Source organism: Bacteroidota bacterium, from assembly GCA_016718825.1.
In the GTDB taxonomy this organism is placed as follows: Bacteria; Bacteroidota; Bacteroidia; order J057; family JADKCL01; genus JADKCL01.
Window position 1 is genome coordinate 300802 of the sequence record JADKCL010000001.1, and the last position, 13075, is coordinate 313876.

Consider the following 13075-nt stretch of genomic DNA (forward strand, 5'->3'; position numbering starts at 1 on the left):
TGGATGCAAAAAAACGGATCGATTCGGCTACTTTTGCGCCATGTTTACAGAAATCCCATCCGCTAAATGGCGCGCTTTGGTTGGTGCCACCTTGAAGCTTGCTTCGGTCTCTCCATGGGAATGGTTGAAGGAGGGTCAAACCTTTGGTGTACAAATCCAAGAAACCGGCGAAAAGATTTATTGCTCCGTCATGGGCCAAGTCGGGGGGCTGAAGGCATTGGCGATTTACCCGGGGAAAATGGGGTGGAAAAGCTATGTGGAACTCGGGACCCTCGAGACAGACACCGACCCCAACGAAATGATCATGCGCCAACGCTGCATCATGGTTTCATTTGTGCCGGCAAATGCCGCGGAGGAGGATGATCTTGCCCTGCTCAAGCACATTGGAATCGCCCTTGATGCGACGCAGGAAGTGCCAACCATGCGTTCCTATCGGCCGGGCTACGTACCGCAACCGCCTGATCTTGCCGAGGTCAACATGCTGCAGATCGTCCTCGAAAAGGCATTGGGATTGCTGGGTGAGCTCCCGGGAGCGCCGTTTTCGTTGCCTGAAAATGGCTTGGACGAGGACGGGAAAATGCTGTTTAACGTGCAGACTTCCGATCCGTCGGCGATACAACTTGAATGGCTACTCCCCGATTCAACCTTGGATTTCTCTCCACCGGTAGCCACTTTGCTGCCCACGGACCTCAGACAGAATTTGAACTTGCCCCTCAAGGATGAAATTTGGCTATTGGAGACTTTTTACCTCACGCATGCGGCAGAAAGCGAATCCGGAATCCAGTTCTATCCACAGACCATCGCATTTTTCGATTTGAAAGATCAGCGATTCAGGGGCGTTTCACTCTTGACACCCGATGATTTTCCTGACAATGTCGGCGAAGTCCTGTCTGCGCTGTTGCGCGAGCAAGGCATCCGCCCCAAACAGTTGGTGGTGAGCAAAAGTGAAAATCTGATCCTGATGCGCCCCATTTGCAAGTCGCTCGGGATCTCGATTTACCTGGAAAAGGAAATCAACATTTTGGCAGCACTCCGAGAAGCTGTCGAAGCGTCCATGGATTTTTCAGACCGCTAATGGTCAGCTGCCTTGCAAAATGCGGCCATTCAGCTCGAGTGTGAGCGGCTCGTTGCTGCCTTGCAAAATCACGGAAACCAGCTTGTAATGATCTCCAAATTGGCCTTTGGTGTCAAAGGTCACGTTGACTTCGCCGAGCTTGCCGGGCAAAATGTTCCCCTTTGTGAATTCGGCGGTGATACAAGGGCAGCTGGTTTTGACATCGGCAATGGCCACGGGCACATTGGTCATGTTTTTGAACGGATACTTGGCCTTGACCACTTCTCCCGCCGTCACTGTTTTGAAATCGGTTTTCAAATGCGCAAAGTGGATCGGCGTTCCTTGACCAGGTTCAGCCTTAAAATCATCAGCCGCCGCTTCTGAAGCCTTGCCTTCGCTCCCGGATTTGCCTTTGTCGTCACAGGCTGCCAATGAAAAACCCAGCACAATGGCTAGAAACAAGGAGAAAATGGAGTTGCGATTCATAGTATTGCTCAAGAATTGAACTGCAAAATTAAGCGTTTGAACCCAAATATCGGCAAAATCCGGAATTAGAATGCCAACTTATCCGTTGGTACCCTTTCCGAAAAGTTTGCCCAGCTTCTCTTTCACACCTGGTTCTTTTTCCTCCTCCTGCTCCTCAACGGCTTCCTTTTCCTCCTTGTCGACAAGTTTTCCATGCATGTCAAAGGTCATTTGGATGGTCTTTGCCTCGCCCAGAATTTTGATTTCATAGAGGATGCCGTATTTGCGGGTGCTTACCTTCAGCACGCTTTTTGCTTGGTAATCAGGATATTGGGTGCGACAATAGGCGCGTGCTTCATCGGGCATCTCCAGGTAGGCGATTTCCTGCTCGGTCTGCACCCATTCGCCGTTGGGCGCGAAAACCACCTCGGCATTTTTTTCGAGCGTTTGGAAACGGGCACCATAAAAGGACTCTCCCTGTCGGTACCACGCAACGCTTTCGGCATCCGCAAAACGTGCCTCAAATTCCTCGATCACTGCCGGTGGAACCGACGATTTTTTGACGGCATCCTGCGAAAACCCATTCGACAGTCCGAGGCCAATGATGCACAGCAAGGCAATTAGAACTTTCATCATTCATAAATAGGGTGCCAATTTACGATGCCTCATTGCCCAAGGATAGTCCCAACTTCCACGTCTGCAGGGTACATTGTAGGCTGTAGCGTACACTTTCAGCCGAATGCGTTCCAAATAAGTCAAATGGAACGCGCAGCAAAGATTTTCATTACCTTCGAAGCAATGGAAGAATCCTTTGTCGGACATATTGCTTGGTACCAAGGCGGTCGCCTTTTCGAGGCAGAATTCCACCATGGTGCTCAGATCCTCACCGGTGGCTTGACCGTCGTCTTGAACGTGAACAGGGATGGCAAACCAATAGGGATCGGAATTGGGATTTTCCCTCAACAAGAGGTCTTGCTCAAGGAACTCTACATCGAGTTCGTCCAACCCGTCGCCCCCACGGACACCATCTTCCTGAACGGCTACCAAAGTTGGACAGAAAGCAGAGGATTCCGCCCCGATGAAGCAATTCCAAAATTGCGGGGGCCCATCAAGGGACTTCTTAATACGACCGGTGATTATACATTTTATGATTATCCCGCCAAGGAGGGATACCTGCATGCATGGTCATTTACAAGTCTCACCAAGGGTGAAAAAACGCTGGTTTGGGCTGAAGCAGCACCAGAAACGGGCTATACTTTGTTTGAATGGCGGTGCAAAGAAGGGCGATTGCGCATCAGGAAAGATGTAGGCGGTCGGAAATTGATCCGGGAAGCCGAAATGCTACGTGTCAATTTTTGGGAGGAAAACGGCAGCGAATTGTCATTCGTGACATTCCCTCCCCCAAAAACCAATTCCAAACCAGTCAAGGCACCCGCCACAGGCTGGACGAGCTGGTACAACTACTACACCAAAATCACCGAGGAGATCATCCTCGACAACCTGCGGGCCTACGGCCTGCGCGAAATTCCGATCGACGTTTTCCAAATTGACGACGGTTGGCAACCTGCCATCGGCGACTGGACTTCTGCCAACAAAAAATTCCCGCAGGGAATGGCATTTCTCGCCGACCAAGCGCATCGCTACGGCTACAAAGCCGGACTTTGGCTTGCGCCGCTGATTGCCGAGAAGGATTCCACGATCTACCAACAGCACCGCGATTGGTTGGTGACCTACGATGGTGAGCACCTCGTGGAGGCCGGTTACAATCCCGGTTGGGGCGGCCTGTTTAACGGCACTTACTACCTGCTGGACCTCGAATTGCCCGCGGTGCGGACGCATTTGAAAAACGTATTCGATGTCGTTCTGAATCAGTGGGGCTATGATTTGGTGAAGCTGGATTTCCTTTTTGCAGCCGCCTTGATCCCGCGAAATGGCAAATCCAGGGGGCAATTGATGTGGGAAGCCTGCCAATTTTTGCGCGAATGCTGCGGCGAAAAGCTGATCCTCGGTTGCGGGGTGCCTTTGGCGCCGGCATGGAATGTTTTTGATTATTGCAGGATCGGCCCCGACATCGGGCTGAACTGGGAAATGCATTCGGCGAAAATGATCAACATGCGGGAACGGATCAGCACCCACAATGCACTGCACAACACCATCAACCGACGGCATTTCAGCGGGCGCTTTTTTGCCAACGATCCTGATGTATTCATCCTGCGCAAAAACGACAACGAACTAAGCGTGCAGCAGCGGCTCAGCCTGTTGGCGATCAACCAGATTTTTGGGGACCTGCTGTTTACCAGCGACAACATTGGTGGCTACGATTCGGCGACGATGGCCCTTTATCGTTCGACTTTTCCTGCTTTGAAGCACAGGATCAACCGCGTGGAGCAGGACGGCGAATTGTACCGGATATGGTTTCAAGTTGAGGACGAATTGAACCGGATGTATTTTGCAGCAGCCAATTTGAGCCGGACTGACAGGAAAATTGCCTTGCCGGAAGGGGTTTGGTACCGCAATGGCGAAGGTTTTGTCGAGGAGCCCAAGGCCGTGTATTTCAAGCCCTTCGAAACCCGGATTTACCTGAAGCTCACGGAGCAAACCCCGGGCATTGCCGGGAGTGACTTGCACCTTTTCCCCGGCAGCGAGGTTGCGTCCATTTCTTTGAATGGCGATGAGTTTCAGGTGAAACTCAGTCCGCAGACGGTCGGGACAGGCAACTTGCTGCTCCGGGTGGAGAACGGGACCAAGGATGCCAAAATCAACGGGAAAACGTATCCGACCTACACCGGCAAAGGCGCGACATTGGCGTTGGTTCCGGTCAAAGACGGAAAATTTGTTTGAACATTGCCCGTCGGGACGGGTTTGAAGAGAAGTCATCAAGCGGAGAAAACAATGAAATCCAACGCAGAAAAAACGACCTTGGTCTTGGGGGCAAGCGACAACCCCGAGCGCACGAGTTACACGGCCTTGCACATGCTCAGGGACGCGGGCGTGCCCGTGCTTGCGGTCGGGCTCAAGGAGGCGCAGGTCGCGGGCGTGCAGATCCGCAAGGGTACGGATTGGCTTGCGGGCAAGGACATCCACACGGTGACCCTCTACATGAATGCACTCAGGCAGAAGGAATTGCAGGAATTCATCCTTCAATTGAAGCCCAAAAGAATCATTTTCAACCCCGGCGCCGAAAACTCGGAACTTTACAAATCTGCGACCGCACAAGGGATCGAATGTAACAATGCCTGCACCTTGGTGATGCTGAATTTTGGCCAATTTTGACGGCTCAACTTGAATCTGCCGTGGTTTATGTGTAGCTTATCGACGAAAAATTAACGCAGCCTATGTTTTCAGAGGTAGTTTCCATCCGCACCGAAGATGTCATTGTAAGCGTTCAAAGCGCCTATCTTCCCGAGCAGTCCAATCCCGCGATGGACCATTTTATGTTTGCCTACCGCATTCGCATCACGAACGAGTCGTCGTTTACGGTGCAATTGCTCCGTCGTGAATGGTTTATCACAGACGCCGTTGGCAGAAAACGAAAAGTGGAAGGAGATGGCGTCATCGGATTGCAGCCGATTCTAGCCCCCGGCCAAACCCACGAATACGTGAGTGGTTGCGACTTCAAAACACCCTTGGGCCAAATGCGCGGGTTTTATGGGATGGTTCGGCGCGACAACCATGCGGAATTCAAAGTGAGAATTCCAAAATTCACCATGGCGACACCTGTTGCCCTAAATTAACTTAGGTTTCCTGCTCCATTGAAATGTTGCTGATGCCCGAATCTCACAGGATTGCAGGTATATTTCTCTTGTGAGAATCATCCGGCTTTTCCATGGGAAGGATCTGGACGTGTGGACTTCGCCTATCGGGAGTCGTCTCCAACTGCCAACCGTTCCGAAACCTGAGCGGCGCTACCGTTCAGCAGATTGCTTTAGCGGTTTTCGGTCCTGACTTGTGCCATCAAATCTCGGACGTCGATGTCATAATGCGAAGCTGTATAGGTTGGTTTGCCTTTTTGTACAACGATCACTTGCGGTGACTGATGGATGACATCAAAGCGCTCGGCGACGAGCTTGGAAATGTCGCGGTAGGTGAGCAAATCAAGATAATGCACATCATAGACCGATTTCAGGGCATCCAAATCTGCATCCAAACGATACTTTGCTGCTTCCGAGATGCTGCATCGTGTGCTGTGCTTAAAAATCAGCTGCGGTTTTTCGGCTGAAGCCGACACAATGTCCCCAACCTGCTTGAAATTTTCCAGACGATTCCAACCCATGATTTAGCGTTTGTTGCCCACCTTAGTTCCGTTGCATTGTTGATGGTTTTTCAAATGCGTGCAAGACTGCAGGCCTGTTGCCAAAAATGACAAAGCGAGGATTCCAAAAACGATTTTCTTCAACATGGTGCGGACAAATTATGAATCAATGCCTCAAAGTAGGGAAGAAGCACTGGGTTACCAAACATTCTTCGTCAAATGATCTTGTTTGACGGTTCAGTCGTCATTTTTCACCCCTCAATTGTCGGATCAATGCGCCAAGGAGGGTTTTTGCGGTTGGTTCCTGCAAAAAACAAGATCAAGGCATTGCCGTCGGGGTCGCGGAGGCTTGCTTCCCGCCACAACCAAGGCTGATCGGTCGGTTGCGTATCAAAATGGACACCGTTTTCCATCAAAGCCGCGACCTTCGCATCGAGCGCATCGCATTCAAAGTAGACAATGGGGCCTTGGCCTACGGGCAATTCCTCGACCAAATGCAAGGAAAACGTGCCTTCACCGACCGGGCATTCAAAGCGCGCATAACGCGGCATGGACAGGACAATCAGCCGCAAACCGAGCGTCTCATAGAACTCGACCGCACGCTGCAAATCCAACGTCGGCAGGGTTACCTGATTCAGATTCATTGGCCGAATGTGTGCGTTGCCTCAACGCGCATGGTTCCCGACCTTGGTGGCCATGCATCCATGATGCCTTGTAGCGGTACAGGATGTCATCGTTGCCCAGCAGAGGACGATGATTCCGACAAATATTCCGATCTTTTTCATGGCGAAAGTTTCAATTAGCTCCCAAATCCGATATTTCAAACGCGTTTTTACTTGCGTTGCGGCCATCCAAACACCGAGGTCTTGGAGGATGCCACTACCTTTTGCGCCTTCCCCGGCGTCAAACGTTGGGTCATAAAGACACCCAAAGCACCTGCGAGGGTAATGCTCAAGACAAAAGCAAGGATGTATTTTCTCATGACTGTTCCAGTTTTCAAGACTCTTCATCCAAATTGAGGAATTTCACGATGGAAAATCCTTTAAAAATCACCCGATCATAACCTTTGGCATTCAACGAATTTTTGCCAACGCCTGTCCAAGAATACGGCAAATCCCCCGGAAAGGATTCAAAACCCACCTCATGCCTGCCTTCTCCGACCACCCATTATCCACATTTTCAGACCCATGTGGATAATTGTGTTGCGAATTGGTCAGTTGGGTCGCTGCGGTTCGGAAATGACTCCAGCGGTGAGTTTGATCTGTTTTCTTACATGTGGATCGGCCGGGAAATACAGCTTCTTTGCCTAATTTTAAAAAAATCATTGGCGGGAGAATATGACAGCGGCAGAAATCGAAGCTTTGCTTACACCTGAATTGCGCGAATGGGTCTCGGCGCACAGGGCGGATGATCCGCATCGACTCGCCTTGCAAAAGCATCCTCCCGGTTTCCCCACTGCTTTGGCGGTCGGCCAAGTGGCCCTGCTGCAAAAGGCCGCAGCCAAACTCCCCAAAATGGTGGCCGCCCAATGCATCCTAACCCAACGCGCCTACGAACAATCGACCTCCGAAGTGCTGAGCAGTCAGAAGCCTTGGGGAAAAGGCGCCAAGGCGCTTGACCTCACCTGCGGATTGGGCTGTGACAGCTTCGCAATCGCCGGGAAGTATGACGCCCTCATGAGCCTGGAACCCAATCCCGAACTCGCCAAGATCGTGGAATTCAACGCAGGGCTGTTGGGAATTCAGAACATCACCCTCGTGAACCAATCCGCCGAAGATTTTCTTTCAGGGTATGACGGACCACAGTTTGATCTGATCTATGCCGATCCCGATCGACGCGACGCAACAGGCAAACGGGTATTTGGCCTGCAAGATTGCCAACCCAATGTGCTCGAATTGATGCCATTGCTGCGCAAACATGGCAAACGCATCCTGATCAAGGCTTCGCCGATGCTTGACCTTCAGGCCATTCAAAAGCAGTTTCCCGAAGGCGTTTTTGTTTGGGTGCTTTCAGAAGCAAATGAATGCAAGGAAATCCTGATCGAGCCCGATCCGCTCGCGGCGGGAACCGGGGCGATTTTTGTGCGCAAGGGAAATTCGGGCAAAGTGATGTCTACCATGGAAGCCCGCTTCATTCCGACTTGGGACGCCAATGACCAAGCTGCCTATATCCTGGAATGCGATGTCGCGCTGTATGTCGCTGGATTGGCGCATGTCTGCATGGACAATGCGGAGTTGCGCGGCGGAATGCTGTCGCCCGAGGGCTACTACTATAGCCTGGACGACGATCCTGAATTTCACGGCCATCGCTACAAAATTCTGGCGGATTGGCCGCTGAAGCCACAGGCAATCAAGGCTGGACTGAAATCACGCGGGATTCAAAAAGTGCAATACAGCAAGCGGGATTTTGATTTGCCCTTGGAGCAGGTGCGCAAACAGATCGGCTTGCCGGAAGGCGGCGAATATTTCCTGCTGCTGACGCGCTACGGGGAAAAGGGACGATGGGCGTTTCTTGCGGAAAGGCTGGTTTGAATTCGAAGAAGAGTCCGGAAAAGTTGGAACGCGCTTCAAATCCCCCGAACAGGAGCGATTCTGAACTAAAAACTCAAGCCATAACCCTCAAAGCGAACGCTTGAGGTCGATCATTTCGAGGGCAGCCACGGCTGCTTCTTCGCCTTTGTTGCCATATTTGCCACCTGCCCGATCGAGCGCCTGCTGATTGGTTTCGGGTGTCAAGACCCCAAAGATGACCGGGAGGTTGTATTTCAGGCTCACATCCTTGACGCCTTGCGCGACCGCCTGATTGATGAATTCGAAATGCCGGGTTTCGCCTTGGACGACGCAGCCGAGGCAAATCACTGCATCGATGCCGGGATTGCCTTCGACCGCAAACTGCGCACCGGTCGGGAGTTCGTAGGAACCCGGCACACGGTACACCAACACTTGTTTTTCAGGAATTCCAGCGGCTACGAGCGTGCGCCAAGCGCCTTCGAGCAGTGCTTCAAGAACCTCGGGATTCCACTTGCTAGCCACAATAGCCACGGTGGTATCACGATGATTTTCCGTACCCTGATAATGGATATGGGAAAGATCGTGCCCGGGCTGTGTCATTCGAAGTCCTCTTCGGAAAGTTTTGCAATGGAGCGGTCCACGCTACCATCACGGACTTGGTCACTCAAAGGGAAATTCTCTTTGATCTCCTTGTACAACACAAGCGCCTCTTCGGTTTTGTTGGCCGACTCGAGGTTCCTGCCTGCGTGCATCAAGTACAAAGGCGTGGAGTACATATTGTCTTTGGGGGTATGTGCAGCTTCTTCGTAATGCTTTGCAGCAGTTTCGAAGTCACCCTTTTGCTCATAAGCATATCCCAATGAACCCAAAGCAGCGGCCGAAACCATGCTGTGGTTTTGCCTGTATTCTTCCAAGGCTGCAATTCCTTCGTCCAAGTTACCTGACTTTAGGTAGGCCGTTCCAAGGTAGTAGCGTGCCATGTTACCGGCATCGGTGCTACCGTAGTCTTCGACGATGTCAGACAAGGTAGGGCTTTGACCGTCGCCGTTGAGGGCTTTGTTGATCGAATCCTGCTCGTAATACAAAATAGGCATGACCATCTCAGCTTGCGCTAGGGCATTGACCTTGTCCTTCTGGGAGTAGTTATAAATGAAGTAACCCACAACCGCCAACACAGCTACACCGCCGATCAACAGGAAGTTGCGGTATTTCTCAGTAAAGGACTGGGGCCCGGTCACTGCGGCAGAGGCGGCACCCTTAGATGACTTCTCTTCCTCATAGATCACTTCGTCCTGGTCGATGACTTCATCGTCATTCATTGTCGACCTGCCCTTATTTCTTGCCATAATTCACCTTAAAAATTTGAGGCTACAAAAAAACGAAAACCAATCGTCAAAACAAAATGATCCTCTGAGCTTTCCGGCTGCAATTTGATGCAGTCACAACTCCGTAAGCCAGCATAAGGGCCTGTATTGGTGGCACAGAATTACGCCTTCAGGCAAGTTTGGCAGATCAAACAGAGAAACAGATGCCTCAAAAGCGGGCCCAATCCACTTTAAACGCTGTTTTTGATGGAGTTGTCCTCGTCCCGCCGTTTAATTTTGCGAGAAATCGTAGAATCTCTTCACCGAAAGCCAGAACAAAAGGCTAATTTTGCACCCATGCAAAAAATTAGGAACATCGCGATCATCGCGCACGTTGACCACGGTAAGACCACATTGGTTGATAAGATGCTTTACCAAGGCCAGGCATTCCAAGCACACGAAACCCCTGGTGAGTTGATCATGGACAACAATGACTTGGAGCGGGAGCGCGGCATCACGATTCTCTCCAAAAATGTATCCATTCGCTACAAAGACTACAAAATCAATATCATTGACACCCCTGGTCACAGCGACTTTGGTGGTGAAGTGGAGCGTGTTTTGAACCTTGCAGACGGTGTTTTGTTGCTGGTGGATGCCTTCGAAGGCCCCATGCCACAAACCCGCTTCGTGCTTCAAAAGGCGATTGCCCTTGGTCTCAAGCCGATCGTAGTCATCAACAAGGTCGACAAACCCAACTGCCGTCCCGATGAGATCAACGAAGCTGTCTTCGAATTGATGTTTAGCCTCGACGCTACTGAGGACCAACTGGACTACCCCGTATTTTACGGCGCGTCCAAGCACGGATGGATGAGCACAAGCTGGCTCGAGCCCAAAGAAGACCTCACGGATTTGTTTGAAGGCATTCTCACGCACATCCCACCGCCCAAAATCGGAACTTCGGGCGTGACGCAATTGCAGATCACTTCGCTGGACTTCAGCAGCTATACCGGCCGTATCGCCATCGGTCGTCTTTACAGCGGCACCTTGCGCAACAACGGTCCCGTCGCCCTCATCAAGCGTGATGGCAGCATCAAACGCTCGCGTATCAAGGAGCTTTACCTCTTCGAAGGCCTCGTCAAAGCCAAAGTCGAATCCGTAGAAGCTGGCGAAATCTGCGCATTGGTGGGTTTGGACGACTTCGAAATTGGCGACACCGTCTCCGATGCCGACAATCCAGTAGCCATGTCGCCGATCAGCATCGATGAGCCGACGATGAGCATGCTCTTCACGATTAATGATTCGCCGTTTTTTGGCAAGGAAGGCAAATTTGTGACCTCCCGCCACTTAAAGGAACGCTTGGAAAAAGAATTGCAGCGCAACCTCGCGATGCGCATGGAGCCAACTGACTCGGCTGACTCCTTTATCGTCTATGGCCGAGGCATTTTGCACCTCTCGATCTTGATCGAAACCATGCGCCGCGAAGGCTATGAGTTGCAAGTCGGTCAACCGCGTGTCATTATCAAGGAAATTGATGGTCAGCGCTGCGAGCCTGTCGAGGACATGAACATCGACGTTCCAGAAGAATATGCCAGGACGTGCCATCGATCAGGCGACACGTCGTAAGGGCGAGCTGACCAAAATGGAAATCAAGGCCGATCGCGCCCTTCTCGCGTTTAACATCCCATCCCGCGGCATCATCGGTATGCGGAATGAGTTGCTCACGGCCACCGCAGGCGAGGCTGTCATGGCCCACCGCTTCTTGGCCTTCGAACCTTGGAAGGGTGAGATCATCAAGCGTACGGTTGGTTCGTTGATCGCACACGAAACGGGGACCTCGATTCCCTACGCGATTGACAAATTGCAAGATCGTGGTCACTTTTTCATCGATCCAGGTGAGGATGTGTACAACGGCCAAGTCGTGGGCGAATCTACCAAGGCAGGTGACCTCGTCGTGAACGTGATCCGCACGAAAAAACTCACCAACATGCGCGCCTCGGGCAGCGACGTGAAAATGAAGATTGCACCGGCGGTAAAATTGAGCTTGGAAGAGGCCCTGGAATACATCAGCGGCGACGAATATGTCGAGCTCACACCCAAGAGCATCCGCCTGCGCAAAATCCATTTGGACGAAAACGAGCGCAAACGCTACGCCTCCAAAATGAACTGAGCAATCAGTTCAAATACAAAAAATCCCCCGGACGTGATCGCTCGGGGGATTTTGTTTTTTGGAGGTGGTGGAGCATTAGCGGGCGCCTTCCATGATGATTTCAACGAGATTGCTGTCCCAAGCGATGGTTTCGATATCCAACCCACTCCCATCGGGATCATACGGCACACCCCAATGGTCCAACACCGCCATCTGCACAACCCGAATCTTCTTGAAACGAGGATAGTCCACGCGGATCACGCGACTGTATTCCTCCTTGTAGTCGCCCAAAAAGGCCTCCAAGCGCACATTGTAATGACCTGTGTCGGCGTATTGATGTGCGGGTTCAAAGGAATCAGAGGTGGCACTGTCTCCAAAATCCCAGAGGTAGGTTGTGGCACCTTGTGAGCAATTCAGGAACTGAACAGGTACCTTGGGGTCCATGAAGGTGTCGTTTTGTAGGGAGAAGCAGGAGACAATGACCGGCGGGGGTGGTGGCGTCGGTTTTGGCAACAGCGGATCGTCGAGCTCTCTGCAGGAGATGATTGCCAATAGGGAGAACAGCAGAAGAAAGGTTAGGCGGATGGCTTGGTTTTTCATCTCGCTCCCTCCATGATGATCTCCACCAAATTGCTGTCCCAAGACCTTGTTTCAACAGGCGAGTCAATCAAATCGCGATAGTACATTGTTCCAAGCCCCACAGTGTCCCGAGTTCCTGACCCATAACAATCCAATTCCCACTGCCAGAAATATGCATCAATACTCATATCTTGGGTGAGTATGAACTCATATGGGAGGGTGACGTTTTGAGCAATCGGAAAGATAAAGGTCGGACTATTGTTGCCATCCCTTGTAAATCTGGCGTTAATATCCAACCCACTCCCATCCAGATCATACGGCACACCCCAAGGGTCCAGCACCCCCATCTGCACAATCCGAATCTTCTTGAAACGAGGGTAGTCCACGCGGATGACGCGACTGTATTCCTCCTTGTAGTCGCCCAAAAAGGCTTCCAAGCGCACAGTGTAATGACCAGTGTCGGCGTATTGATGTGCGGGTTCAAAGGAATCAGAGGTCGCACTGTCCCCAAAATGCCAGAGGTAGGTGGTGGCACCTTGCGAGCAATTCAGGAATTGAACAGGCACCTTAGGGTCCATGAAGGTGTCGTTTTGCAGGGAGAAGCAGGAGACGATGACCGGCGGCGGCGGGGGCGGCGGTGTCGGTTTTGGCAACAGCGGGTCGTCGAGTTCACGACAGGCGATGGTTGCCAAGAGGGTGAAGAAAAAGGCAAGAAGCAAGGGTTTAGATCGATGTAAGTTGTTCATAACCTTAAGTTAAGCATTG

At 51.6% G+C, this 13075-nt stretch carries 14 protein-coding genes and 1 pseudogene; 6 read left to right on the forward strand and 9 right to left on the reverse strand.

Annotated elements, in window-relative coordinates; all coding sequences use genetic code 11:
• Nucleotides 1-40: 40 nt before the first annotated feature.
• Entirely contained in the window at nucleotides 41-1075 is a 1035-nt protein-coding gene (locus IPN95_01250) for a hypothetical protein (protein MBK9448048.1), read from the forward strand.
• 3 nt (nucleotides 1076-1078) lie between these two features.
• Here the strand turns inward: IPN95_01250 and IPN95_01255 are convergent, their stop codons facing one another.
• Together IPN95_01255 and IPN95_01260 are read right to left on the reverse strand one after the other, a co-directional pair.
• Nucleotides 1079-1540, reverse strand: a complete 462-nt coding sequence (locus IPN95_01255; protein ID MBK9448049.1) for a DUF1573 domain-containing protein — start codon at nucleotides 1538-1540, stop codon at nucleotides 1079-1081.
• A gap of 78 nt (nucleotides 1541-1618) precedes the next feature.
• Nucleotides 1619-2152: a PepSY-like domain-containing protein gene (locus IPN95_01260; GenBank protein ID MBK9448050.1), complete on the reverse strand. Its 534-nt coding sequence runs from the start codon at nucleotides 2150-2152 to the stop codon at nucleotides 1619-1621.
• 126 nt (nucleotides 2153-2278) lie between these two features.
• Between IPN95_01260 and IPN95_01265 the strand changes: the two genes are divergently transcribed.
• The 3 genes from IPN95_01265 to apaG all read left to right on the forward strand — a co-directional run bounded on the left by IPN95_01265 (nucleotide 2279) and on the right by apaG (nucleotide 5253).
• Nucleotides 2279-4360, forward strand: a complete 2082-nt coding sequence (locus tag IPN95_01265) for an alpha-galactosidase (GenBank protein MBK9448051.1) — start codon at nucleotides 2279-2281, stop codon at nucleotides 4358-4360.
• Between the two features lie 51 nt (nucleotides 4361-4411).
• The gene (locus tag IPN95_01270) at nucleotides 4412-4792 is read left to right on the forward strand and encodes a CoA-binding protein (protein ID MBK9448052.1); all 381 of its coding nucleotides are present in this window, start codon (nucleotides 4412-4414) and stop codon (nucleotides 4790-4792) included.
• Nucleotides 4793-4854: 62 nt separating this feature from the next.
• The gene (apaG, locus tag IPN95_01275) at nucleotides 4855-5253 is read left to right on the forward strand and encodes a Co2+/Mg2+ efflux protein ApaG (GenBank protein MBK9448053.1); all 399 of its coding nucleotides are present in this window, start codon (nucleotides 4855-4857) and stop codon (nucleotides 5251-5253) included.
• Between the two features lie 191 nt (nucleotides 5254-5444).
• Here the strand turns inward: apaG and ytxJ are convergent, their stop codons facing one another.
• The 3 genes from ytxJ to IPN95_01290 form a co-directional block, all read right to left on the reverse strand.
• Complete coding sequence (gene ytxJ, locus IPN95_01280) at nucleotides 5445-5792, reverse strand: bacillithiol system redox-active protein YtxJ (GenBank protein MBK9448054.1); 348 nt, start codon at nucleotides 5790-5792, stop codon at nucleotides 5445-5447.
• A 230-nt stretch (nucleotides 5793-6022) separates the two neighbouring features.
• Nucleotides 6023-6415 (reverse strand): VOC family protein, encoded by a 393-nt coding sequence (locus tag IPN95_01285; protein ID MBK9448055.1) that lies wholly within the window; start codon nucleotides 6413-6415, stop codon nucleotides 6023-6025.
• A 188-nt stretch (nucleotides 6416-6603) separates the two neighbouring features.
• The gene (locus IPN95_01290; protein MBK9448056.1) at nucleotides 6604-6753 is read right to left on the reverse strand and encodes a hypothetical protein; all 150 of its coding nucleotides are present in this window, start codon (nucleotides 6751-6753) and stop codon (nucleotides 6604-6606) included.
• Between the two features lie 355 nt (nucleotides 6754-7108).
• Here IPN95_01290 and IPN95_01295 point away from each other — a divergent pair, with 355 nt between their 5' ends.
• Nucleotides 7109-8302, forward strand: coding sequence for a hypothetical protein (locus IPN95_01295; GenBank protein MBK9448057.1), 1194 nt, complete (start codon nucleotides 7109-7111; stop codon nucleotides 8300-8302).
• A gap of 87 nt (nucleotides 8303-8389) precedes the next feature.
• On the opposite strand, the gene IPN95_01300 is transcribed toward IPN95_01295, so the two are convergent.
• Together IPN95_01300 and IPN95_01305 are read right to left on the reverse strand one after the other, a co-directional pair.
• Nucleotides 8390-8881 (reverse strand): 6,7-dimethyl-8-ribityllumazine synthase, encoded by a 492-nt coding sequence (locus IPN95_01300; protein ID MBK9448058.1) that lies wholly within the window; start codon nucleotides 8879-8881, stop codon nucleotides 8390-8392.
• Complete coding sequence (locus IPN95_01305; protein ID MBK9448059.1) at nucleotides 8878-9627, reverse strand: tetratricopeptide repeat protein; 750 nt, start codon at nucleotides 9625-9627, stop codon at nucleotides 8878-8880. Before IPN95_01305 ends, IPN95_01300 begins: the two co-directional genes overlap by 4 nt.
• Before the next feature lie 315 nt (nucleotides 9628-9942).
• Between IPN95_01305 and typA the strand changes: the two are divergent.
• Nucleotides 9943-11752, forward strand: a pseudogene (typA, locus tag IPN95_01310) (translational GTPase TypA).
• A gap of 75 nt (nucleotides 11753-11827) precedes the next feature.
• Here typA and IPN95_01315 read toward each other — a convergent pair.
• The gene (locus IPN95_01315) at nucleotides 11828-12331 is read right to left on the reverse strand and encodes a PKD domain-containing protein (protein ID MBK9448060.1); all 504 of its coding nucleotides are present in this window, start codon (nucleotides 12329-12331) and stop codon (nucleotides 11828-11830) included.
• Nucleotides 12328-13056 (reverse strand): PKD domain-containing protein, encoded by a 729-nt coding sequence (locus tag IPN95_01320; protein MBK9448061.1) that lies wholly within the window; start codon nucleotides 13054-13056, stop codon nucleotides 12328-12330. Before IPN95_01320 ends, IPN95_01315 begins: the two co-directional genes overlap by 4 nt.
• Nucleotides 13057-13075 lie beyond the last annotated feature (19 nt).

What these genes read in the sequence shown, in the direction of transcription:
- IPN95_01305 (MBK9448059.1), bottom strand. Translation starts at nt 9,627, where the DNA reads ATGGCAAGAAATAAGGGCAGGTCGACAATGAATGACGATGAAGTCATC.
- IPN95_01250 (MBK9448048.1), top strand. Translation starts at nt 41, where the DNA reads ATGTTTACAGAAATCCCATCCGCTAAATGGCGCGCTTTGGTTGGTGCC.
- apaG (MBK9448053.1), top strand. Translation starts at nt 4,855, where the DNA reads ATGTTTTCAGAGGTAGTTTCCATCCGCACCGAAGATGTCATTGTAAGC.
- IPN95_01300 (MBK9448058.1), bottom strand. Translation starts at nt 8,881, where the DNA reads ATGACACAGCCCGGGCACGATCTTTCCCATATCCATTATCAGGGTACG.
- IPN95_01320 (MBK9448061.1), bottom strand. Translation starts at nt 13,056, where the DNA reads ATGAACAACTTACATCGATCTAAACCCTTGCTTCTTGCCTTTTTCTTC.
- IPN95_01270 (MBK9448052.1), top strand. Translation starts at nt 4,412, where the DNA reads ATGAAATCCAACGCAGAAAAAACGACCTTGGTCTTGGGGGCAAGCGAC.
- ytxJ (MBK9448054.1), bottom strand. Translation starts at nt 5,792, where the DNA reads ATGGGTTGGAATCGTCTGGAAAATTTCAAGCAGGTTGGGGACATTGTG.
- IPN95_01260 (MBK9448050.1), bottom strand. Translation starts at nt 2,152, where the DNA reads ATGAAAGTTCTAATTGCCTTGCTGTGCATCATTGGCCTCGGACTGTCG.
- IPN95_01290 (MBK9448056.1), bottom strand. Translation starts at nt 6,753, where the DNA reads ATGAGAAAATACATCCTTGCTTTTGTCTTGAGCATTACCCTCGCAGGT.
- IPN95_01285 (MBK9448055.1), bottom strand. Translation starts at nt 6,415, where the DNA reads ATGAATCTGAATCAGGTAACCCTGCCGACGTTGGATTTGCAGCGTGCG.
- IPN95_01255 (MBK9448049.1), bottom strand. Translation starts at nt 1,540, where the DNA reads ATGAATCGCAACTCCATTTTCTCCTTGTTTCTAGCCATTGTGCTGGGT.
- IPN95_01265 (MBK9448051.1), top strand. Translation starts at nt 2,279, where the DNA reads ATGGAACGCGCAGCAAAGATTTTCATTACCTTCGAAGCAATGGAAGAA.
- IPN95_01295 (MBK9448057.1), top strand. Translation starts at nt 7,109, where the DNA reads ATGACAGCGGCAGAAATCGAAGCTTTGCTTACACCTGAATTGCGCGAA.
- IPN95_01315 (MBK9448060.1), bottom strand. Translation starts at nt 12,331, where the DNA reads ATGAAAAACCAAGCCATCCGCCTAACCTTTCTTCTGCTGTTCTCCCTA.